Raw genomic sequence first — 23,633 nt, 5'->3', positions numbered from 1 at the left:
TTAGGCTAATTCCTTCATTCGACGATCAAGTTGTTCAAGCACCATCGGCCACGCTTGTTCGTGTTGGTCTCTTGATAATTCATCTGGGAATCCTGCATGAGTCAATCTAATAACTGTCGCTCCACTTTCATTTGTTGAAAACTCTACAGTGACTACCGTCTCCGTTTTAGATCCAGAAGTGAACCAAGTAATCTCAACAAGTTGATTATGCTCAAGTTTTAAAAAGCGACCATAATGAGGATGGCGTTTATCTTCAAAATGGGTCTCAAAGAAAAATACAGAATTAACCTCTGCCTTCATAATTACCGAACCTGGCGCAGCAAACCAATCACCGAATCTTTTTGTCCAAGCTTCATACAAAACATCGATAGTATTTTCCATTACTCGTTCCACAGTGAGACTATGTGGTCTACTCGATAAATCTGGATAACTAATAATATTCATATTAATCCCTCCAAAAGGTATATAGTTATTCATTTTCATTAATAATAGCTAGCATTTGGTGATCTTCCCATTTCCCATTTATACGTACATTTTTCTTGGCAATTCCCTCTTTATGGAAACCCGCCTTTTCTAATACTCTTATTGAACCAATGTTATGCGGCATTACACCCGCTTCAAGGCGATGCAATTTTAATTCATTAAAGGCATATTCTACAACTAACTTTGCAGCTTCAGTTGTATATCCTTTACCATTATGTTGTTCATCTAAAGAATAACCAACAAAACAACTTTGTAAATCTCCTCTTAAAACCTCTGCTAGCATCGTAAAACCTATAAAAGCATCTGTTTCCTTTAAAAAGATACCAAAGCCATAATACAGATCATTGTCGCTTTTCTCTTTATATGACTTAATACGATCTTGCTGAGCTTCCAAAGTATAGAAACTTTCGTCTTTTATATATGTAAAAGGTTTAAAAAACTCTCTATTTCGAACTTCGTAAGATAAAAAATCTTCTGCATCTGCAACTTCTAAATGTCTTAAATATATATTATTACCAACTAATTTCATCTTTTTCCTACACTCCCTAATTTCCCTGCTTTTCCTAACCCATTAAACGCCTGTTGCCCATATAATTCTAGGATCGATTTTACGGACTAGACGGTACGCTATCGGTTTAAAACCATTTTTTGGCCAGAATCTCGAGGATTGTAAATTCGTTATTCTCCAATCTGTTTCGCAAAGTTTATAGCCTTCTTTTTCAGCAAAAGTAAGTCCATGCTGTAATAAGGCCTTACTAACACCTATTCCGCGAGAAGATTCGACCGTTGCTCCTATTACTAAACTAATGCAAGATTCAGGTGTTAATAAATTCTCATCAGATGCTGTAGCTGATTCAAATACTTGAAGACCTACAATCTCATTTTGATAGAGCGCTAACCATAATGTTGCCGCTTCATCATTAATAATTTCTGCGTAACCTTCCTGATAGTCATCTCTTTCTTCAATAAACCCTGGTGCAAATACAGGTGACTTCGCTTGGTGTTCCATGATTACGGTTGCTAATTCACGGATTCTTTTTTCATCTTCACTAGTTGCCAATCGAATTTGAATATCTTCAAATACTTTATCCGACGAAACTGACAAATCACGTAAACCATGAACCTGTTCATAGGCAAATCCTAAACGAAGCCAAGCATCTAAAGTTGACTTATTTCCACTTGGTACCATTACGTAATGATTAAACGAACCAAGCTCTACCATTTTCTTGGCAAACTCTGCATATAATTCACGATATAATTCTACATCTTCACTTTCAGCTATAGCCATACCTGCATACTTAATCCATGTATGACGTTCTCGATTTTTATCTGTTTGAATTGACCCAATCATATAGCCAACTAACTCGGAATCTTTCACCGCTGCAATACCAAAACTATCCTTTTCATTAAAAAGTGCCTCAATAGCTTTCTTAGCATACGTAGCCTCTTCAAATTTAGATGGTAATTCAGGGTTGTTACTTCGGTCATACATATGACGGATAGCCAAAAGACTAGCCGCTTCTTCTAAGTGTATATTTTCGAATGCGATAAATTTCATAACAAACCTCCTTGCAACTTATACAAGTGCAACCGCTTGATAATCCAGACTATTCTAATTGTATTGATATTCACTCATTACTAGTTCCATAAAAAGAGCATTACTTCCTGCTTATAGCTGAATAATGCTCTCTCATCTAGTAAAATTCAACAACCTTCTTTTGTATTTGTTAATTAAATCATATCAATTTTCTTAAAATTAACAATTTAATTCTAACTAAGCATTCAATTAAAAATAAAAAACCACTGTTTATATACAGTGGTTTATCAAATAATCTTTAATGAAATTCTAAAAACTCGACTCTATTCCCAAATGGATCATTAACAAAAAAGCGAGTACGACCTTCTATTGGTGGTTCCTCTTTTATTTCAAAGTTGAGTTGAAGGAGTTGCTCTCTTAATGCCTCTATGTTTGTAACAATTAAACCAGGATGAGCTTTTTTAGGTGCTATAAAATCTTCTTGAATACTAATATGAATTTCTTGATTACCGCAAATAAACCAGCATCCACCTCTGCCTTTTAAATTTTCCGGCTTTGGCAATTCCTTCATTCCTAGAATTCCATTATAAAATTTTCTCGCTTCGTCCTCTCCACCTTTTGGACAAACTAATTGAATATGATCAATTCCTTTTACTTCAAATGCCATTGACTAGCACCTCTCTCATTATGAAAAGTTTATATCTTTAGATTACCAGAAGTAAAAAATAAGAAAAGCATTACCTCTATAGAAGTAACGCTTTTCCCAATATTCCAACTTATCAAACTAGCTTTAAGCCATTTGTAATTAGATTCTTTAAAGAATCTTCTTTTCTTAATGCTTCCAATTCCGCTTTTAATGGTTCAACAATTTGCGCTAATTTAGCATTAACTGTAGCTATTTCAAGTAATTCTAAACGTAATAACCAATCACTTTGGTGTTCACGTTTAAGCTCATTATGCACAGCAATTAATTTAGAAATACAGTCATCACAGAATGTATTCTTTTCTCTAATTACTCTAACTTCTTTATATAATTTTTCTAATTCAGTTAATGGAGCTGGTGTTTCCATTACGAACTCTACTTCTTTAATTGAATCACTAAAGTAAGATGTTGGGTCAGCTGCACCAGGGTATGCTGATTCAACTCGAGAACCAACTGCCATATCAAAAGTTCCCCACTCTTTTTTGAATAATTCTTTTCCTTCGTAAGTAACAGTGCAGTCTTCAAATGAGATTAATGCAACTTTGTCTTCATTTTTAATGATATTTACAATTCTACCGGAAGCGCTTACATTGCTTGAGAATTCTAAATCAACAAAGTTTCCTACGACAATACCTAAATTTTTAAGTGCAGCATCGTCACATTCTTCTAATTCAATATTACCTTTTAGAAGTCCAATTGGTGTTCCAAATCCTTTAGCATGGTAGTCTTTTCCGTGACCTTCTAATTGCTTATTGTTTATTGAAAGTGCAGTTTCGCCAGTTGTATTGACGTAAATTGCTTCACCGTTTTCGTCTTTTATGATTGCATGAACAATACCAGTTACACTTAATCCAGAATTTAATTCAAATGTAGCAACGCTTTTCGATTTAAGAGCTTTATCTAAGCTTTCTGTACCACCTACACGGAATGCCATAGTGCTTGCTAATTCTTCAGCGCCTTGCATTAATTCATCGAAATCTTTGCATACAAATAATTGTGCTTGCATTTCAGTTATATTTTTCGGTTGTAATGTAGAAGCTTCAATAGAGAAAGGTAGTCTTTCAACTGCATCTGTAAAGCAATGTGTGCTTTCACCTACTGATGATAATAAACCAGCACCGTAAATTTTTGGATTATCTAGTTCACCTATTAGACCATATTCAACTGTTCTCCAGAATACGCGTGAAATTTTTTCAGCTTCTGAAATTCCAACAATTGCTTTTTGTCTTTCTTCAACTAATCTTTGTGCAGCAGCTTTTTCTTCAGCTGTCGATTTTGGATCTTCCATTACAATCGTTAAATTTCTAACTGCTTCAAATAGTTCTTGTTTTTCTTTTGTAGCAAATGCCTTTGCACCAATTGATCCAATTTTTTGTACGTACTCTCTAAATACAGGATCAAATAATATTGGCGCGTGTCCTGCAGCCTCATGAATAATATCTGGAGCAGGTGTATATTCTATATTCGTAATTTGTCTAATTTCAGTTGCGATTGGTAAAATACCATTTGCTAATAGTTCAAAAAATGCAGCGCCTGGAATTAATCCATTAACGATTCCTGCGCCCCAACCGATTTTTGAAAGGCACTCGTTCATTTCAGCTACATTTGGAATTTTTTCCGTTTCAATTCCTGACATCTTAAGTCCATCGACAAATGCAGAATGTGCTCTATCTTTTAATGCGTGATGATTTTGTCTCATTACATAGCGCCATACAGCATGATCAATTGGCGTGTAAAGATCATAATTTTGCTCCGATAAGTATTGTTTCAAATGAGGTGGTATTATTTTTGTTTCAAAAGCTGCTTCTTTCATGTCATCAATTCCCCTTTTTAAAAATTATTTCACTTAAAAATCTATTACTCTACTTTCTTAAAAATACCCGTTCTATCTATATCTTGCTAAAAGCTTTTTTTTGAGCATTTTTAAGCAAGTTTCCATCATTTAACCATTTCTACTTTTTCCAAATTACTCCTTCTTTCTACAAAATCTTTTTTTATTCGGTATTTATAGTCATAATCAACCAAACACATCACTCCTTTCAAACATGAAATGTGGAAGGCGTTTGCTCAGCCCCGACAAGCATAAGACAAAGGCTGATAAAGGTTGGTTTTTACTTTTATTGGACTTTGGCTTATGACCTCGAGGGGCTAACGCCTGGAACTAGACAACTCAAAACAAGACAAGCTTGTTTTTCCTCTAAGCTCTTACCACTCTTGTAGCTTATTCCGTTACATCTATACATGCATCCAAGATTTTTGCACATAAAAAAATCCCTACTGTTTGCACAGTAGGGACGAACTTTAAATTCGCGGTACCACCCTAGTTATTAGCTGTTTTACTAAAACTTACTAATATCTTCATTTCATAACGGCTCTTCACCGTCTTCCCCTCACTATTCGTTTCGAAGAAGATGCTCATGGACTGTAATTCATGTCGTTTTATGTACTGATTTGCACCAACCATCAGCTCTCTGTCACAGGGAAAACTTCACTACTTTCGTTCCACTCATTGCTTATTATTTAATTAAATTATTTTCTTAAAATAAAAAAGTCCCTACTGTTTGCACAGTAGGGACGAAATAGTCTATTCGCGGTACCACCCTAAATTATTAGTATTAAAAACAATACTAATATCTTCATTTCATAACGGCTCTTCACCGTCTTCCCCTCACTATTTGTTTCGAGGAAGATGCTCTAGGATCGTAATTCATGTGTTCTATGTACTGGTTTGCAGCAACCACCAGCTCTCTGTTACAGGGAAAACTCCACTACTAAAATTCCTATCATTGCTTTTCGCGATTCAATTAATACATACTTTATTCCTATTTTTCGTAAATGTCAACACTTTTTATCTTTTGTTTTTTTTGAGGTTTTTATTATTTCAATATAATCAAAACCCTTACCTATAGAAATACCTAATTAGAAATATATACTTTAGACTCACAAACTAAATATTAATTACGCATCTCGTTTTATAGTAGTACCACACTTTTTCTGTCTAGCCTAAACAAGGATTTGTCAATCAATAAAACGATAAGTCTATTATATAGGTTATTTACTAGTACCATAATCTTATTCATGCCAAATATTTTCGCCCTTTAATATTTACTTAATTTCCCGTTGAAAATTCACACTTATTTTATCAGCTTCATCTTTTTGAAAGAAAAGAAAAGATATTATATTAACAAAGTTTTTCCCCGACACATTTACTAACTTCACTAATAAATGTATAGATACCTTTTATTGAGTTAACTAACATTTGGTATCGGTGTTTGAGCAAACATACTGCAAGCTAAAATTACAAGCTCATAATTGGTCGATTAGTTTACAGAGTTTTTACAGATTAATAATTAATAAGTTTCTTTCGAATATTGAACCGTTTGGAAATATTTGGTATTGTATACTTAATTACTTAGGATTATTTATCCAATTATTTATTTTAGGAGAACTTATGTTAGGAATGGTTGTAGTTTTACCAGTTGCAATTTTAATGATTGCTGGAATTATTTATGGTGTAATCAAATTAATTAAAAGAACTCGCTATTAATTAAATTATTCGGGAAAAAAATTATAGTTTTGAAAGGAGAGTAATCGAATTCGAATTACTCTTTTTTTATTTAATTGGGGATTAGACATTTTCCTAAAGCAATACTCTCTTTAAATTTGAACATATTGACAATCTTTTTATATAAAATATAATTAATTTATAATATGTTAACTAACAAATTAAATAAGTTAACATAAAGAGAGGGAGATTTTGTAATGCAACAAGAAAGATTAAAAATGCTTATTAATTCAGCTTTATTTGCAGCAATTATTGGTATTCTATCTCAAGTATCTATTCCTTTGCCCTTTTCTCCTGTTCCAATCACAGGTCAAACTTTAGCAATCGGCTTAGCAGCTACAATTTTAGGTAAAAAATACGGAACAATCTCGTTACTTCTTTATTTAGCACTTGGTGCGATCGGAATTCCGGTTTTCGCAGGTGGTGCTGCGGGGTTTGGCGTACTAGTGGGTTCAACGGGTGGTTATTTAATTGGATTTATTCCAACTATTTTCATCATCGCTTACTATATTGAAAAAACTAAGTTCACAGTTTTAAATGCAATGATTGCAAACACAATTGGAATGTTTGTAACGTTAATTTTTGGTACTGTGTGGTTAAAAATTGCAGCTTCTCTAAGCTGGCACGATACAATGGCTTTCGGATTTTATCCATTCATTATTCTTGGATTAGTTAAAGCCTATGTAGCATCTGCATTAGGTGTTATTATTGGAAAACGTTTAGCAAAAGCTAATTTATTAAAACGTGATGAAATTTCAGCGTAATACAAAAAGAGCTCACTCTTATGATGTGAGCTCTTTTTTATATTAAAAGGTTATTTTCATTGAACATCAACAGCTTTAACGACTGATCGATCTCTTTTTTGTTGGACTGTAACAATATACTTAGTTCCGCCTTGATTGTATTTGTCCATTTGGCTTTCAGGAATATAAAAGCGACCTAGATTATGGTTGATTACAATTTCTTCCTCTTCAGCAATATATGTGTATTGAATAGTTGCTTTAATGTATTTTGAATGTTTTGGACGATGATCGGTTACATAATCAAATTGATAAATATCGTTTTGTCCCTTTTGAAAGACAATATAAACTTTTTCCCCTTCTTTTGGTTTAGCTTCACCTTTCCAATTCTTCATTGTTATTGAGTCAAAATCATAAGATAGAGCCGCATAATGCCCTAATAAAGGTTCTACTGGATCCAAACTTTCTGACTTTATTTTAAACGTATCTGCTGACTGCTTAAAGTACATAATGTTGCCAAGTAAAGCTAGTAATAAAACAAATTGAATTATTGAAAGTAAAAGTAATTTCTTCTTATTTTGCATGTTCATCACCTCTTGCTTTTTTCGATTGGGTATAGACAAAATATAGAACCACTGCAAGGATGATAAACACAATTGACTTACTTATAAATGAAACGGCAAATCCTGTATAAATTCCAATAACGAGTGAGGCAAATGTAATAAAACCTATAATGATGCTTCCTTTTTCCTGACCTGAAACACCTTTAAATAAACGGATACATGAATAAGCAAATAATATTAGTACGCCTACGATCATATTAGCTAATTTATCTTGAACCCCTAGTATCGGTAATAAGAATATGAATAAGAAGATCCAAAGATAATTATTAAACGGTTCATGGTCCTTCCACTTCTTGTACACAGTATAGATTGCTAGTAAAAGGATTAATAGAATAATCGTATTAAACAGTGGCACTGCAATTGGCTTTAAAAACCCATGAGAAAATTCCTTTTGTAACTCGTGAACTGCATCATATGATCCTCCGAATAATGAGGTGAAAAATGTGAATAGCCATATGAATATAGTAAATACAGGTAGTAGTATATAATCAATAATTCCACGTTCATTTAAATACCAAAGAATAAACACTACTAGAATAATTGGCATCATATATTGGCGATCTGAAAATGTCTGGAAAAACATAATGATAATATAGCCTAGAAATGTGTAATTAAAGCTGGTATTCCATCGATTCTGCATTAATCTCAAGAAATAAATTGAACAAAGTAACAATGGAAATTGAAGTAGATAAACATGTGCCGTTTCTATTCCAGCACTATAGCTCAAACTAAAAAATCCGATTCCTAAGAAAAGATAATAGAACATATTATGCTTTAATACATAATAGTAAAGAAACGCGAGCAACGTCCAAGTAATTAGAAATACTGGACTATCACTAGAAAATTGATACATTTGTACAATTAAAACGAAAGCACATGCGTATCCAATTACATTAATAAAGTTTAAACAATGCCCAAACAACTCTTTACCCTTTTGATAGCTTATAAATGCAACTGTATGGAAAACCAATAGTGTTACAAAAATAATGACTAATCTCATAGTTTGGCTAAAGTCGTTCCAGTTACTGCCCACAAGCGCTAAAATTGCAAATGCTACAAGTAATGCAATTAAAAATGGCACAATATCCCCTAAAAACGATTGCTTTTCAGCTTTCGTTCGGTGCCTTTCATATTCTAGTATTCGATTTAAAGAGTCTTCATCTAGTAAGTTCTGTTTGTGCCATTCTTTTAGCTTTTGATCTAATTTACTCATTTAACTTCCCCCCTTTTAGTAACAGCTTAATAAACTACTTCCATTATTATTATAATTTCTTAATAATATATAAATTACCTCTAAATCTAAAATTTTATTGAATATATCTATTAATCTACAAGGAAATGATGAATCAAACGTTTGTTTAATTCATTTATTCCCCCTTTAGGCTTTGACAGATTGAACTAAGTGACGACAGTAGATTACCTTCATTTAATATCAATAAAAAAACAGCCCTATGTTTTGGGCTGTTTCTCTATAACTTATACCGGATAAACACCATGCTTTTTCGTAGCAGGAGTTTCATATGATTCTGAGTAATAAGCAAAACGTTTAATTAGCTCTGTACGTAGCTCTTCTGGTTGAATAACTACATCTACTACTAATTCAGATGCTAAGCGGTAAATATCGATATCTTCAGCATACTCTTTACGTTTTTCTTGGATAAAGGCAGCTTGTTCTTCTTTTGGTAAGCTTGCAATTTTCTTTGCATACACTGCGTTTACTGCTGCTTCAGGACCCATTACAGCGATCTGAGCAGATGGGAATGCAATGACACAGTCTGTTTCAAATGCAGGGCCAGCCATTGCGTATAGTCCAGCACCATAAGCTTTACGAACGATAACTGAGATTTTTGGAACAGATGCATTACTCATGCTATAAAGCATTTTTGCACCATGGCGGATAATTCCTGCACGCTCTACTTTAGTACCAATCATGAAACCAGGTACATCCATTAAGAATAATAAAGGAATATGGTAAGCATCACATAAATTAATGAATTTAGCTGCTTTATCCGCTGAATCATGGAATAATACGCCACCTTTAACTCTCGGTTGGTTAGCAATAATTCCTACACTACGTCCATCTAATCTAGCAAAACCAGTCACTAGTTCAGGTGCAAATAGCTTTTTAATTTCAAAGAATGAATCTTCATCAACTACTCGGTCGATAAATTCATAAATAGAAAATGGTACGTTTTGATTGCTTGGTATAATTTCTGCTAAAGACTTTTCCTTTTGAACAGGATTTTTAGCCTCAACAATAGGAGCCCCTTGCTTGAAATTAGTTGGTAAGTAAGATAAATAATCTTTTAACTTCGCAATTGCTTCTTCTTCTGACTCACACAATACATCTCCGCAGCCTGAAACTGAACAGTGCATTCTAGCTCCACCCATTTCTTCGAGTGTAACTTTTTCACCAATTACCATTTCAGCCATACGAGGTGATCCTAAGTACATTGAAGAATTACCTTCAACCATAAATACTGAATCACAGAATGCAGGAATATAAGCTCCCCCTGCAGCAGAAGGTCCAAATAATAAGCAGATTTGAGGTACTTGACCTGATAGCTTAATTTGGTTGTGGAATATACGTCCAGCACCACGTCTACCAGGGAACATGAATACTTGATCCGTAATACGTGCTCCTGCAGAATCCACTAAATAAATTAGTGGTACTAGCATTTTTAAACATGTTTCTTGAATGCGGATGATTTTTTCTACTGTTTTTTCGCCCCATGAACCTGCTTTTACAGTTGAATCATTCGCCATTACACATACAGTACGGCCATCAATTTTACCAATACCTGTTACGATGCCATCTGCTGGAAATTCGTCATTCATACAGTTCGCAAAGAAACCATCTTCCACGAAACTATCTTTATCTAAAAGTTGATTAATTCTTTCTCTTGCAAAGAGCTTACCAATTTTGGCATTGCTCTCATGATATTTTTCTTTCCCACCAGAAAGTATTTGTTCTTTTCGAGCTTGATATGTTGCTTCGTTTGACATGCAATTACTCTCCTTTATATTGCGGCTTACGCTTTTCTTGAAATGCTACTAAACCTTCCATACGGTCGTTTGTATGCAGTAAAGTTTCATATTCATAAGTTTCTAATCTTAGTCCTAAATCTAATGGAAGATCGAAACCGCGTTGAATTGCCTTTTTTGCTGCACGGATTGCAAGAGGACCTTTACTTGCGATTGTTTCGCATATTTCAAGCGCCTTATTTTGTAATTCATCTATTTCAACAACATGTTCTAGAATGCCGTAGCCTTCAGCCTCATGTGCATTTAAACGTTTGCCAGTAAAGATTAGTTCTTTCGCTCTCCCAAGTCCAATTAAACGTGGAAGTCTTTGTGTACCACCAGCACCCGGAATAATCGCTAAAGATGTCTCCGGTAAACCGACAATTGCTTCTTTATGAGCAATTCTTAAATCACACGCTAAAGCAAGTTCAAGTCCTCCACCTAGGGCAACTCCATTGATTGCTGCTATTGTTGGCATAGGTAATCTTTCCACTTTTTCAAAAAGTGTCCCGATTTTTTCTACAGTTTCTCGAGCCTCACTCTCAGTCATGCCTCTTCTTTCTTTTAAATCAGCACCACTGCAGAAGTAAGATGATCCACTACCAGTAAATATGACAGCACGCACAGAAGATTTCTTTAACTCATCCATTTGTCCATGAAGAGCATCTAGTAACTCACGTGATAATGAATTAGCTGCATTTGTACGATTTAAAGTAAGAATTCTAATATGACCGATATCACTTACTAATAAACTTGATTCCATTTAAATACTCTCCTTTGAACCATTCCATACGGAAAATAGCTTACTAACTGGTTTTAAGTTCATTTGTTCAGAGATATATGAAGTAGCTTGATGAAGTTTCTTTTCATCCACATTAGTTGTAATACCTAAATTATGAAGTAATGAAACAACATCTTCCGTAGCTACATTACCACTAGCTCCTGGTGCATATGGACAACCACCTAGTCCACCATTTGATGAATCAAATTTTTCAATTCCAAATAGTAAAGAAGTATATAGGTTTGCAATAGCACGACCATATGTATCATGGAAATGCATTGCAATTCGATTAACTGGTACTTCTTTAACTAGATTTTCTAAAAATTGATTTACCTGAAGCGGATTAGCAATTCCAATTGTATCGCCTAAGGAAATTTCATCTACTCCACAATCTAGTAATTGGTTTGCCAGATTGATCACCTTCATTTGGTCTACAGCACCCTCATATGGGCAACCAAATACAGTTGAAATATATGCTCTAGTAGTCTTTTTATTATTTTTACATTCTGTAATCATTGAGCGAATATCGCTCATTGAATGCTCGGTACTCGCGTTTTTATTTTTTAAATTATGTGTTTCGCTAGCAGAAACAAAAAAATTAATTTCATCTGCATCTACTTCAAATGCACTCATTAACCCTCTTTTATTAGGAACAAGAGCTGCATAAGTAACCCCATCTTTTTTCTTAAGTCTCGTAAATAGATCTACCGAGTCACTTAATTGAGGAATCCAGTCTGGTCTCACAAACGATGAAACTTCTATATAAGACAAACCACTCTCTACTAATAAATTGATCCACTCAAGCTTCTTTTCAGTGGAAACAAACTGTTTTTCATTTTGCAAACCATCACGTGGACCTACTTCTCTTATAAAAGCCGATTGAGGTAGCTTCATCACTAATAACTCCTAACCTAGTTTTTCAACTTGAATTAAAGAGTCGCCCTCGTTTACAAAATCGCCTTCGTTAACGAACACATTTACGACTTTACATTTATAAGGAGCAGCATGCGGAATTTCCATTTTCATAGATTCTAAGATTACATAATCTTGATCACTACTAATTTCGTCTCCTACAGATACAAGACATTTCCATACGCTTCCAGCCATCATTGCAGTTAAGTTTTCCATTTTTAATTACCTCATTTCACTTTTTGATATTCGCTAATAAAACTTGTTGTATAGTCGCCTTCTTGGAATGCATTCGTTGAAAGAATATCAATCAAAAACGGCAGATTTGTTTTAATACCTTCAATTTCTACCTTTTTAAGATAATTGTGCAGTTGAACTACTGCTTCTTTTCTTGTATTAGCCGTAACAATTACTTTCGCTAATAGTGGATCATAAAATGGTGATACAACCCATCCATCATAAAGATGTGTATCAATACGTACACCAATCTCCTCTGGGAAGTTACAGTGATGAACTGTTCCTGGCGATGGGAAGAAAGTTTTAGGATCCTCAGCATACACTCTTACTTCGATAGAGTGACCATTCATTTCTACATGAGTTGGGCGAATTGGAAGTGTTTCACCAAATGTGATACGGAACTGCCATTCAACTAGATCAATTCCTGTAATTCCTTCTGTTACACCGTGCTCAACTTGTAATCTAGTATTCATTTCTAAGAAGTAAATATTTTCTTTTTCATCAACTAAAAATTCAATTGTTCCCACGTTTACATATTTCATTTGATTAGCAATTGTGAGGGCATATTCTTCAAGTTTCTTTCTACCTTGTGGAGAAAGGAATGGTGATGGTGCTTCCTCAACAACTTTTTGGTTTCTTCTTTGAATTGAACAATCTCTTTCAAATAAGAAAACAGCGTTGCCATGAGTATCAGCAGCGATTTGTGCTTCAATATGTCTCGGTTTAATAATCGCTTTTTCAATGAATACATCATCATTTGCAAAAAATTGGAGAGCTCTCGTTTGTGTTGTTAAAAATTCTTTTTCTAGCTGTGCTTCGTTTTCGATTAACTTCATACCAATTCCGCCGCCACCACTAGAAGCTTTTAACATAACAGGATAGCCAATTTGTTCTGCTATTTCTCTTGCTTCTTCAACTGATTGAATTGGGTGAGAATTTCCTTTAATTAATGGAATGTTTAATTGTTCCATTATTTGTCTAGCTCTAATTTTTTCGCCCATCATCTCTAGATGCTCTGGCTTAGGACCAACAAATAAAATGCCCGCTTCTTTACATTTTCTAGCAAAATCACTATTTTCTGATAAGAAGCCATATCCTGGATGAATGGCTGTTACATTATTTTCTTTTGCAATTTTTATAATTAAATCAGCGTTTAAATACGTATCTTTTGTATGATTCCCTTTTAAAGAAAAAGCTTCATCACTTAACTTAACATGCAAACTTTCTTTATCAGCATCTGAGTAAACTGCCACAGTTTGATAACGAAGCTTTTTACATGTTTCGATAATTCTACATGCGATTTCCCCGCGGTTTGCAATAAGTATTTTGATCATATTCTCTCTCCTTATCGGCATCCTAATTGACGTGCAATTACCATACGTTGAATTTCTGATGTACCTTCACCAATTTCAAGTAACTTAGCATCACGCACTAAACGTTCAATGCCATACTCTTTCATGTAGCCATATCCACCATGAATTTGTAATGATTCATTCGCAATTTTGGAAGCGATTTCAGATGCGTATAACTTAGCGAATGCCGCTTCTTTCGTAAACGGTTTTCCATTGTCTTTTAACCATGCAGCTTTGTGTACCATATTTCTTGCTAACTCAATTCCCATAGCCATATCAGCTAATTTAAATTGAATAGCTTGGAAACTAGATAAAGGTTGTTTAAATTGTTTACGTTCTTTTGCATATACTAATGCTTTATCAAAAGCCTTTTGTGCAATTCCTACAGCAAGTGCTGCAATTGAAATTCTACCACCATCTAATGTATATAAGAATTGGCCAAAACCTTTATCAGGATTGCCAAGAATATTTTCTTTTGGAACACGTACGCCATCTAATACAATTTGTGTCGTATTTGAAGCACGAACACCCATCTTGTCGTAAGGATCTGTAATTGTTAATCCTTCTGAATCAGTTGGTACGATAAACGCACAAATATTTTTCTTTCCTTTTTCATCAATAGAAGTATAAGCAGTTACGATAATTGTGTTAGAATACTGAGCATTTGTAATCCAGCATTTTTCACCAGTAATCACATACTCATCACCGTCTAATACTGCTTTTGTTTGTGTCCCACCAGCATCAGAACCCGCATTTGGCTCAGTTAAACCGAAAGCTCCAAGCGTTTTTCCTTGTGCCATTGGAACTAAGTATTTTTGCTTTTGTTCCTCTGTACCAAAATAGTAAATTGGAGAAGCACCTAATGAACAAGTTGCAGCAAAACTTAAACCTGTTCCTCCACATGCACGTCCTATTTCCTCTACAGCTAACGCATAACTAATTGTATCGCCACCGCTACCGCCATACTCTTCAGGGAACGGAATTCCTAATAAACCTAATTCACCCATTTTTTTGAACGTTTCAATTGGGAATTTGCTATCACGATCAAGTTCCTCTGCAAAAGGCTCAATTTCCTTCGCTGCGAAATCTCGTACCATTTCTTGAATCATTTGCTGTTCTTTAGATAATAAAAAATCCATGTGTTAGTCACTCTCCTTTTAATATTTAGGTACGTTTTAAAAAACGTAAGAATGTCTCCAACTGCAGCACATAGCAGTGGAGTCTCATATTTCGTGTATAAGAAATAAATATTTTAGTCTTACAATTGATAATATTCGATATTTTCTACCATTTTCCTTTAATCTATGTTCGACAAATTGAGACAAGAAAGGAAATGTTAGGAAAAGTGGGAGGATTGTGGGGATGTAGTCTGAATTTCTGTTGAACGGTGGGCTGTGAATAAGTCTTGGGGGAGTGCAAATAAGAAGACAGTTAGTGCAAATAAATCTCAGAGAGCTGCAAATAAGCAGTTCATCAGTGCAAATAAAAGGAGAGCTGCAAATAAAAATGTCAAATCTGCAATTAAAATAACGATATCTGCAATTAAACACACCAAAACTACAATTAAATTCGTTAAAACTGCAATTAAGATGAAAAGTTACCCATACCAGTTAAGGTATTACACACTAAAAATGGCACAACTGTTGATTTTTCAAATGGAAAAATAGCAAGTTGCTCTAATATTGTTTAAATCAATTAAAAAAACTGATACGAATCTATTAAAAACGGTTTATTTTTACTATAAATGAAAAGTATCTTTCATTTACTACTACTTTTTAACCAATTCTTAATACATAATAGCGAAAATTAAAAATGGTAAAATATTACTTTATTAGAATAAAATGGTAGTTTTATTAAAAAATACTAATTATAATAGAAAATGTTCTTAATGAGAATGACCCCTTGTTCTTAATTAAGAAACAACATCTACGAGGTGATAGAATGAAAATGAAGAATGTTTTAGGAATTTCAATTGGAGCGTTACTAGCTTTAGGTGTTCAAAATCCTACTTTTGCAGCAGCAATAAAACTTTCAAAAACAGATGCTTTAGTTTCAGAAGTTTCTAAATTTGAAAAAGGCTTAACTACTACTCAAATTTTGAAAGATGCAAAAGAGGTTGCTAGAACTCAACATATGTCAGTAGACGATGTACTAGCACAAATGAAAAAAGAATTATCCGCTGATAAAGCAAAAGCTAGTAAGGAGCGATCAAATGTTATTAAACCACTAGGAGGTTCCGGTGGTACGGTTATAATTGGCTCAAGTACTAAAGGAAATTTCTATTATACAGATTCACAAACGGCATACTTAAATCATGGTCATGTTGGAATGTACTATACAACTACTACAATTGTAGAGTCTATTCCAGACAAAGGAGTACGTACGATTTCATCTAGTTCTAGAAAGGTAGATACAGGAGCTGTTATTAAGTCAGTTAATACTACACAGGCTAAAAGAGATGCTGCAGCTAACTGGGCATACGGTGAATTAGGAGAAGATTATTCTTACAATTTTGCTACAAACCGTCAAACAAGCACTAGTGGAGCAAAAAACTGCTCTAAATTAGTTTGGTCTGCTTTTAAAGAAAAAGCAGGTTTAGACCTTGACGTAGATAAAGGACTTGGAGTATATCCGAGAGATGTACGTGATGCAAAGGATACTACTAAAGTTAAAACATTATAAGATATTATACATAGGATAAAAAGGTGTAAGTATGGGAATAGCGAATATTTAACATATTCGCTATTCCCATTTATTACTAATATCTGTTGGAGGAATTATGAAATTAAAAATTATACTATCAACCCTAATAGTGGCACTCATTTTAAGTGGAGGATATAGTTTTTATGTGTACGCATGGGACCCAAGTGAAAAGGTTTCAGTAAAAGAAGATGAAATGACAAATGTTGATTTCTTAAAAGATAAACGAGCTGTAATTTACTTTTCAACTACTGCTGATCAAGATTCAAATGATGATGGTATGAGTTATGCGATGTTCGTTGATGAGAAAGGGCAAGCGAACAGTATTAAAATGGAAGGTTTAGAGTTAGGGAATATCACTAAAAGTACGAATCAAGTCTTTATAGAGGATAAAAATCGAATACAACTTTTAGGTGGGAAGTATGAGGATTTTCATTTAAAGAAAAGTCAGTATACGGGAGAGCGCTCCGGTTATTTACCAGGTAAAGATTTATTCTTTAGCATTTATAATACGGGATTTAATAAAAAAGGCGGATATGATTCTGATGTTCGCTATGGAAATGAAAATGGATTTAAAACAGGTACCATACCTAATTACCTTGTGTCTTCTGGCGTTGTAGGAGACAATGTATACGTTTTGGCGAACGATCAAACTAAGCCAAAAGTGTTTGTGTTAAAAGAAGTAATCCTCGATAATAAATTTGATGTAAAGGATCTAGCTAAGATTGAAACTCCTAATGAAGTAGCTGCAGAATCGGAAGTGTTAGCTGATCAAAATTATTTTTATTTTATTATGGGAGCTACAACAGATGACCATAATAAAGACGACCTTTTAATAAGGGTACATAAACAAACAAAAAAACAAGATATCTTTCCACTTGTACATTATGCGGGAGTGGACGACATAATTGAAACGATCGTATTTAATGTTAGGCAATCTGCATACCTCTACAAGGATGAGTTATATTTCGTTGATGGTCTAGGTGATGTTTATACATTTAATACAAAAACAGAACAAATTCAAAAAAAATTCTCATTTGTTGATGCTGATAAAACTAAAGTTGGTTATAACGAGCAAGTTTACTTCCAAGATGATCATGTTTATTATTTTAGATTTAATCCAAAAAGCGAAAAGTACACAATAGATGTATACAGTCTTCTAACAGGGAAACAAGAATCCCAACAAGAAATCACTGGTATAAATGAGGTTATGAACCAAGTGCAAAAGAGAGGAAAATCTATTTACTCCTATGGTTTCATGATGTTAAGTAAATAATGAAAAACAAAAGGGCCTACGTTGGTCCCTTTTTTAATTCTAGCTTAAACCCAATAATTTAGGACACTATTTACATTATTGGCTACTGCAAAGAACGGAACATAACTTGAAATATATCCCCCATATTTAGATTAGAACTGTCCTTATTTACAGTATTTTGAACACGCAAACCATACATAAATGTCAGAAATATAGAAGCCATTTTTTCTGCATCAACTACTAAAGGAATTGCACCTTCCTCTTGCCCCACTTCGATCCATTTTGTTGATATCGCTAAACTATGTGAATATACATCTTTTAAGATTTCTTCAACCTTCTGATTATCCATGCGACCTAGTAAGTAAATGAAAATTTTATTCGTTACATCTTGCTCTGTCGAATGTTTCGCTACGCCGTTTGCAATTACATTGAGTGGGTCATTAATCCCTACTGTTTCTTCTTTCGAAACAATTTCAAAAAACTTTGTATTTATTTGTTCAGTACGGGCTTTCAATATCAATCCAAACAGTTCATCTTTTCCAGTAACATAATGATAAATGGCCCCTTTAGAAAGTCCTGTTCGACCAATAATATCTTGCATCGTTGTTTGTCTACAGCCTTTTTCCTCGATGAGCTGTTCTGTAGCCGATAATATCAATTGAAAACTTGAATTTAGCTGTGGATTTTCTTTCATGTTTACCTCCTGTGGTAAATCCGTTGTTATCTATTTAATTGCTTTTCCATACAGTAGTAGGGGTATTTTCGTAAAGGAAATTCGATTTCTCCCTTTTTGACGTAACCATATTTGGTATACATCCCTACTGCCCCTTCATTAGCAGAATAAACATCTAATCTAATGCTTGTATAGCCTCTTTGTATTGCCAAATGTTCCACATAATTTAATAGTAATTTTCCAATTCCTCTTCCTTGGTAATGGGGACTTACAGCAAGTCTGTGTATACAGACAGGGTTTCCATTTTTGTCATTCCAATCTATTTGTTTATACTTTTCACTCTGGTTTTCGTCGAGTACTACAGCTCCAATAATGACGTGATTTTCTACTATACCGTATAAATTATGATTACTTAAATCACTTTGAATAACGAAAACATTCGGATAAAGTAAATTCCACTGATCATTATTCATACTAAGCAAATGCTTCGTGACAGTTTTATAAAGGCTTAAGACACTTTTTTGATGTGCCTTTTGAATAGGAATAATTTCCATCTCTACTGCACTCCTTTTATAGATTACTTTGTTAACTGTGATTTAATTTCTTGAAGCCTTGTTGCTGACTTTCTTCGATAAATAATAGTCCATAAAATTGCAGCACCAATAAATCCATAAAGAACATAATTTGAGAAAAATAGATATCTTTCAGTTGATAGATTATAAACCATAATTACCCGAACGATTGCTTCTGCTAGTAGCATAATTCCCCAGACAAAAGTCATTAATCGCATAACAAAACGAAAATATCTTATACTCCAGTTTTCTGCGAAACGATTGTTTTGAATAAATCGCATTCCTAAGTAGAATATTAAAGGGCGTTTAAATAAGAGCGAAACTAAAAAGATTATTCCGACTGAAGCAGTTATTAATGATTCTCTTACAAGTAAAATCTTTTCACTACCACCTAGGAAAACTAATAAAAGTGTCAGAACAATGGTAAAAAGCATTAATCCACCAAAAACATCAAGTTTCTTATACTTCCACAGATGAACTGCATTATCTACTAATGGAAGTAGCATTGCGATCGAGAGAGCTAAAAGACTGCTCATATAGTCTGATAACACTACATAAATAACCCAAGGTAAAATACCGTTAATTACTAATGTGAAAATGACATACATACTTTTAGACATATAATCATCCCTTTGATTTATTTTTTAAATAGAGAGTTTGTTTGAGTGAGATTAGAGGAGTGACAAATATAAAGGTGACAAATACCTACGTAATAGCAAACTTCGATACCTCCATTCTAAATGAGCTATCTGAATTTAAAGACCGACTGACGGTTTGTGTTTCTATAAAATTATATTATGTACCGACTGTCGGTATGTTAATGAAAATAAGTCTTTTTTTGAAAATAGGCTATGGACACATTTAATTTTTATAAATATGGATAAATAAAAAGGGCGCCTATCCATCAAATAACGATGTAATAGACAACCCCAGTAATTTATTATTTATTAACCAGCATACTCAAATGTTCAGCCGCCGATCTAATATCTTCTTTCCCTAAAATTGCAGAAACAATTGCAACACCATCAATATTTGTTTCCATTAATTCTGAAACATTTTTTTCATTAATACCGCCGATCCCCACGATTGGAATTTTTACTGCCTCACGTATTCTTCGCAACTCATCTGGCGCTAAATATTTTGCATCTAGTTTTGTACTCGTCGGATACACTGAACCAATTCCAACATAATCCGCACCTTGTTCCTGTGCAATCATTGCTTCTTCTAATGTTGATGCAGATACACCAATAATCATATCTTCTCCAACAATCTTTCTAGCCACAGTTAAAGGTAAGTCTTCTTGACCGATATGCAATCCATCAGCCTTTATCGCCAAAGCGATATCTAAACGGTCATTAATAATCAATGGTACATTATATTTTGAAGTTACTTCTTTTACTTGCATAGCGATTTTGTAAAAATCTAGACTACTACAATTTTTTTCTCTTATTTGTACGATTGTTGTTCCACCTTTAATTGCTTCCTCAACAGATTGAACTAAATCCCTTGATCCTAATACATCTCGATCCGTTACTAAATAAAGCTTATAATCTATTTTACTTTTTGTTATAGCCATTCGATTTTTCCTCCTGTTAGAAGTGTATCAACAGAAGCTTTAGATACCTCATCAAATAAGTTTACTTTAAATGTACCGATTCCTTGCCCTTCAGTTAGTCGAGCTTTAGCGAGCTCTCCACATAGTCCCATTGTAGTAATTCCTGAAACTGCAGCAAGGAAATAATCATTCGTTGCACCAGCATAAGTTCCGATTAATGATGTACTCATACATCCAGTTCCAGTTACATCAGCTAGCATTTTATCTCCATTTGAAATGGTACATACTCGGTCTTGTTCTGCAATAATATCTACCGCACCTGTAATTGCAACTACTGAGCCTAATTTCGCTGAAAGAGATTTTGCTATTTCAACACCGTCTTCTTCACCAGCTACAGAATCAACACCTTTAATTTGTACATTTAAGCCAGCAATCATTTTAATTTCTGACATATTTCCACGAACTACGGCAAAACGTACTTCTTTCAATAATTTAGCAGTCGTTTCTGTACGTAGAGTTGTTGCCCCTACTCCAACGGGATCTAATATAACTGGTACGCCTAATTGATTAGCTTTTTTACCAGCTTTAATCATTGATTGAATTGTTCTTTCATTTAATGTTCCAATATTAATAACAAGAGCTGATGCAAAAGATACCATTTCTTCTACTTCGGCTAAATCATCTGCCATAACTGGTGATCCACCTAGAGCTAACACCATATTTGCACAGTCATTTACAGTTACATAATTTGTAATGTGGTGAACTAAAGGCTTTTTCTCTTTTACGCTTTCAAGAATTTGACTCATTTCATTCATAGTTAACATTTTTTTCTCCCCCGATTTGCTTTCGAACAAGCTTATTAATAACAAATTGAACAACAATATAAATGACACAAATTAAAATCATACTTGGAACAGTAGCTCCAAGGAAGAAGTCTAATTGTACGAATTTACGATAAATAAAAACGCCTAAAATCCATGTAATAAACGCGATCCAATCAATCTTCAACGATTTACTTATACTTGTTCTTTTTAGAATAAAATAGTCCGTTAATAAAATTGCATATAACGGCGCAAAAAATGAACCAATTGTATATAAAAATCCTTCATACTTCTCAATAGGGAAAATAACGGCCAATAACGTTCCAATAGCTGTAACGATAAGGGCGATATGTTTTCCATTTAACTTTGGAAAAATGGTTGTAACTGATATTCCTGCAGAGTAAGCATCCATGAAAGTCGTTGTAACAGTTGCTAAGACGACAATACCAACTGCAAATAATCCTAGATTTGCACTCATTAAAACAGCAACCGGGTCTACTTGATTAAATGCTAATGCTGCGCCAAGTCCAATAATATACATCCAAGAGCTACCAAACATATAGCCTATAAAACTACCGATTGCACCATCCTTTGTTGTCTTTGCAAATCGAGTATAATCACTAATTAATGGAATCCACGATAATGGCATAATCACTGATAATTCAACGGCTTCACCAAAAGATAATCCAGAAGTGCTTGGTTGTGTTAAGATTTTATCGCTTTTAAAAATGACAAAACAAAGTACAATTGTTAAAACAAACAATAAACAAACAGCTAAACTATTTAGTTTTTTTGATGCATTTTGTCCAAAGTACAACCAGATTGCTATTAATACACCGATTACTAAACACCAAACCCATAGGTGGTCAAACCCGTAATCTTTTATTGTAACTAAATTGATTGAGCGAGCTCCTGTTAAAATCATAATTGCTGTCCAGCCTAGTAACTGTAAAACATTTAAAAGCGAAAACAAATAGCTACCATAACTACCAAATGAAATTTTTGTAGATTCCATGGCCGATAATCTTTGCTGAGAACCAATGGCCCCACCTAAGATAAGTAATAATGTTCCAAGTAAATGCCCTACTAAAATGGCCGTCAAACCTTTCTTAAAACCTAGTGGTGCTACTAGGGCACCCGTCATAATTTCTGCTACAGAAACTGCCGCTCCAAACCAAAGTGTTGTAAAGTTCCACTTCGTCATTTTTGCATTTTGATTAGACATGTTGTACTCCTGCCTTTTCATACAATGAGTAGAAATGATGTACAGGACCTACACCTTTTCCGATCGAAAAAGAATGTTGGATTGCTAATGTTATATAGTTTTTCGCCTCTCTAATTGCCTCATTTAATTCAAGTTCATTTGCTAAATTAGATGTAATAGCTGAAGATAAAGTACAACCTGTACCGTGAGTATTAATTGTATTAATTCTAGCGCTATTAAAGCTTGTAAACTCCTCACCATTAAAACAAATATCAGTAGCTTCGCCTTCTAGATGACCACCCTTTACAAGGACGTTTTTAGCACCTAATGAATGAATTTGAGCAGCAGCTTCTTTCATCTCTTCAATGGTTGTAATTTTTCTTCCAGTAATAACTTCTGCTTCAGGAAGATTTGGCGTAATAACCGTTGCTAACGGAATCAATTCTTTAATTAAAGCTTCCTTTGCATCAGGACTTAATAAGTCAAATCCGCTTTTTGAAACCATAACTGGATCAACCACGACTTGCTTTGGTTTATATTGCTTTAATTTCTCAGCAATGACTTTAATCGTCTCTATTTGAGATACCATTCCAATTTTTACAGCATCTACTTCAATATCAGTGAAAATCGCATCTAACTGACTAGCAATAATCTCTGGTGTCATATCTTGTACTGCAAACACTCCTTGCGTATTTTGAGCAGTTACTGCTGTAATTACACTCATTCCAAAAACACGATGAGCTGAAAATGTCTTTAAATCAGCTTGAATACCTGCACCACCACTTGAATCAGAGCCTGCTATCGTTAATACTTTCTTCAATTCTCTTCCCCCTATTTCATGAATAGAACTCTTTGATCTTACAGATAGAAGATGAAACTTGATTTTAAATACAAAAAAG

24 protein-coding genes and 2 other annotated features are annotated in these 23,633 nt (G+C 34.0%); of the genes, 4 read left to right on the top strand and 20 right to left on the bottom strand.

Going from position 1 to position 23,633, the window contains the following annotated elements; genetic code table 11:
• The 5 genes from BM319_RS14555 to BM319_RS14535 all read right to left on the bottom strand — a co-directional run bounded on the left by BM319_RS14555 (window position 1) and on the right by BM319_RS14535 (window position 4,536).
• The gene (locus BM319_RS14555) at window positions 1-444 is read right to left on the bottom strand and encodes an SRPBCC family protein (protein ID WP_091023392.1); all 444 of its coding nucleotides are present in this window, start codon (window positions 442-444) and stop codon (window positions 1-3) included.
• Window positions 445-469: 25 nt separating this feature from the next.
• Window positions 470-1,012: a GNAT family N-acetyltransferase gene (locus BM319_RS14550; RefSeq protein ID WP_025568992.1), complete on the bottom strand. Its 543-nt coding sequence runs from the start codon at window positions 1,010-1,012 to the stop codon at window positions 470-472.
• Window positions 1,013-1,054: 42 nt separating this feature from the next.
• Window positions 1,055-2,041, bottom strand: coding sequence for a GNAT family N-acetyltransferase (locus BM319_RS14545; RefSeq protein ID WP_091023390.1), 987 nt, complete (start codon window positions 2,039-2,041; stop codon window positions 1,055-1,057).
• 277 nt (window positions 2,042-2,318) lie between these two features.
• A complete protein-coding gene (locus tag BM319_RS14540) occupies window positions 2,319-2,687 on the bottom strand; it encodes a VOC family protein (RefSeq protein WP_025568995.1) in 369 nt (122 codons plus the stop codon).
• 112 nt (window positions 2,688-2,799) lie between these two features.
• The gene (locus BM319_RS14535; protein WP_025568996.1) at window positions 2,800-4,536 is read right to left on the bottom strand and encodes an aromatic amino acid hydroxylase; all 1,737 of its coding nucleotides are present in this window, start codon (window positions 4,534-4,536) and stop codon (window positions 2,800-2,802) included.
• Window positions 4,537-5,010: 474 nt separating this feature from the next.
• Window positions 5,011-5,242 (bottom strand) — a binding site (T-box leader).
• Between the two features lie 48 nt (window positions 5,243-5,290).
• Window positions 5,291-5,519 (bottom strand) — a binding site (T-box leader).
• 966 nt (window positions 5,520-6,485) lie between these two features.
• Between BM319_RS14535 and BM319_RS14530 the strand changes: the two genes are divergently transcribed.
• On the top strand, window positions 6,486-7,052 hold the full coding sequence (locus tag BM319_RS14530; protein ID WP_091023388.1) for a biotin transporter BioY: 567 nt from the start codon (window positions 6,486-6,488) through the stop codon (window positions 7,050-7,052).
• A 56-nt stretch (window positions 7,053-7,108) separates the two neighbouring features.
• On the opposite strand, the gene BM319_RS14525 is transcribed toward BM319_RS14530, so the two are convergent.
• The 8 genes from BM319_RS14525 to BM319_RS14490 all read right to left on the bottom strand — a co-directional run bounded on the left by BM319_RS14525 (window position 7,109) and on the right by BM319_RS14490 (window position 15,093).
• Window positions 7,109-7,612: a GDYXXLXY domain-containing protein gene (locus tag BM319_RS14525; protein WP_175495621.1), complete on the bottom strand. Its 504-nt coding sequence runs from the start codon at window positions 7,610-7,612 to the stop codon at window positions 7,109-7,111.
• On the bottom strand, window positions 7,602-8,864 hold the full coding sequence (locus tag BM319_RS14520) for a DUF2157 domain-containing protein (protein WP_025568299.1): 1,263 nt from the start codon (window positions 8,862-8,864) through the stop codon (window positions 7,602-7,604). The genes BM319_RS14525 and BM319_RS14520 overlap by 11 nt, the downstream gene beginning before the upstream one ends.
• Before the next feature lie 263 nt (window positions 8,865-9,127).
• On the bottom strand, window positions 9,128-10,657 hold the full coding sequence (locus BM319_RS14515) for an acyl-CoA carboxylase subunit beta (RefSeq protein WP_069034949.1): 1,530 nt from the start codon (window positions 10,655-10,657) through the stop codon (window positions 9,128-9,130).
• Between the two features lie 4 nt (window positions 10,658-10,661).
• Entirely contained in the window at window positions 10,662-11,438 is a 777-nt protein-coding gene (locus BM319_RS14510) for an enoyl-CoA hydratase-related protein (RefSeq protein WP_025671249.1), read from the bottom strand.
• Window positions 11,439-12,350 (bottom strand): hydroxymethylglutaryl-CoA lyase, encoded by a 912-nt coding sequence (locus BM319_RS14505; RefSeq protein ID WP_069034950.1) that lies wholly within the window; start codon window positions 12,348-12,350, stop codon window positions 11,439-11,441.
• 12 nt (window positions 12,351-12,362) lie between these two features.
• The gene (locus BM319_RS14500) at window positions 12,363-12,584 is read right to left on the bottom strand and encodes an acetyl-CoA carboxylase biotin carboxyl carrier protein subunit (RefSeq protein WP_025568303.1); all 222 of its coding nucleotides are present in this window, start codon (window positions 12,582-12,584) and stop codon (window positions 12,363-12,365) included.
• An 11-nt stretch (window positions 12,585-12,595) separates the two neighbouring features.
• Window positions 12,596-13,936: an acetyl-CoA carboxylase biotin carboxylase subunit gene (locus BM319_RS14495; protein ID WP_025568304.1), complete on the bottom strand. Its 1,341-nt coding sequence runs from the start codon at window positions 13,934-13,936 to the stop codon at window positions 12,596-12,598.
• 11 nt (window positions 13,937-13,947) lie between these two features.
• Window positions 13,948-15,093 carry an acyl-CoA dehydrogenase family protein gene (locus BM319_RS14490; protein ID WP_091023384.1) on the bottom strand — a complete coding sequence of 382 codons (1,146 nt, stop codon included), beginning with the start codon at window positions 15,091-15,093 and terminating at the stop codon, window positions 13,948-13,950.
• A gap of 255 nt (window positions 15,094-15,348) precedes the next feature.
• On the opposite strand from BM319_RS14490, the gene BM319_RS14485 reads away from it, so the two are divergent.
• The 3 genes from BM319_RS14485 to BM319_RS14475 all read left to right on the top strand — a co-directional run bounded on the left by BM319_RS14485 (window position 15,349) and on the right by BM319_RS14475 (window position 17,930).
• Complete coding sequence (locus BM319_RS14485) at window positions 15,349-15,621, top strand: hypothetical protein (RefSeq protein WP_091023383.1); 273 nt, start codon at window positions 15,349-15,351, stop codon at window positions 15,619-15,621.
• A 274-nt stretch (window positions 15,622-15,895) separates the two neighbouring features.
• Window positions 15,896-16,636, top strand: coding sequence for a YiiX/YebB-like N1pC/P60 family cysteine hydrolase (locus BM319_RS14480; protein WP_025568306.1), 741 nt, complete (start codon window positions 15,896-15,898; stop codon window positions 16,634-16,636).
• A gap of 97 nt (window positions 16,637-16,733) precedes the next feature.
• On the top strand, window positions 16,734-17,930 hold the full coding sequence (locus BM319_RS14475) for a YycP family beta-propeller protein (protein ID WP_091023381.1): 1,197 nt from the start codon (window positions 16,734-16,736) through the stop codon (window positions 17,928-17,930).
• Window positions 17,931-18,012: 82 nt separating this feature from the next.
• Here the strand turns inward: BM319_RS14475 and BM319_RS14470 are convergent, their stop codons facing one another.
• From BM319_RS14470 to thiD, 7 genes are all read right to left on the bottom strand, one after another.
• Entirely contained in the window at window positions 18,013-18,603 is a 591-nt protein-coding gene (locus BM319_RS14470; protein ID WP_091023378.1) for a TetR/AcrR family transcriptional regulator, read from the bottom strand.
• A 26-nt stretch (window positions 18,604-18,629) separates the two neighbouring features.
• The gene (locus BM319_RS14465; RefSeq protein WP_069034952.1) at window positions 18,630-19,136 is read right to left on the bottom strand and encodes a GNAT family N-acetyltransferase; all 507 of its coding nucleotides are present in this window, start codon (window positions 19,134-19,136) and stop codon (window positions 18,630-18,632) included.
• A gap of 23 nt (window positions 19,137-19,159) precedes the next feature.
• On the bottom strand, window positions 19,160-19,774 hold the full coding sequence (locus BM319_RS14460; RefSeq protein WP_025568310.1) for a VC0807 family protein: 615 nt from the start codon (window positions 19,772-19,774) through the stop codon (window positions 19,160-19,162).
• A gap of 320 nt (window positions 19,775-20,094) precedes the next feature.
• Window positions 20,095-20,730, bottom strand: a complete 636-nt coding sequence (gene thiE, locus BM319_RS14455) for a thiamine phosphate synthase (protein ID WP_069034953.1) — start codon at window positions 20,728-20,730, stop codon at window positions 20,095-20,097.
• A complete protein-coding gene (gene thiM / locus BM319_RS14450; protein WP_069034954.1) occupies window positions 20,721-21,533 on the bottom strand; it encodes a hydroxyethylthiazole kinase in 813 nt (270 codons plus the stop codon). The genes thiE and thiM overlap by 10 nt, the downstream gene beginning before the upstream one ends.
• Window positions 21,517-22,755: a putative hydroxymethylpyrimidine transporter CytX gene (gene cytX, locus BM319_RS14445; protein ID WP_091023376.1), complete on the bottom strand. Its 1,239-nt coding sequence runs from the start codon at window positions 22,753-22,755 to the stop codon at window positions 21,517-21,519. The genes thiM and cytX overlap by 17 nt, the downstream gene beginning before the upstream one ends.
• A complete protein-coding gene (gene thiD, locus BM319_RS14440) occupies window positions 22,748-23,554 on the bottom strand; it encodes a bifunctional hydroxymethylpyrimidine kinase/phosphomethylpyrimidine kinase (protein WP_025568314.1) in 807 nt (268 codons plus the stop codon). The genes cytX and thiD overlap by 8 nt, the downstream gene beginning before the upstream one ends.
• Window positions 23,555-23,633 lie beyond the last annotated feature (79 nt).

Source organism: Bacillus sp. UNCCL81 (assembly GCF_900112535.1).
GTDB lineage: Bacteria > Bacillota > Bacilli > Bacillales > Bacillaceae_G > Gottfriedia > Gottfriedia luciferensis_B.
The sequence above is the reverse complement of the archived record's forward strand: the minus strand, read 5'-3'. Positions and strand labels throughout refer to the sequence as shown.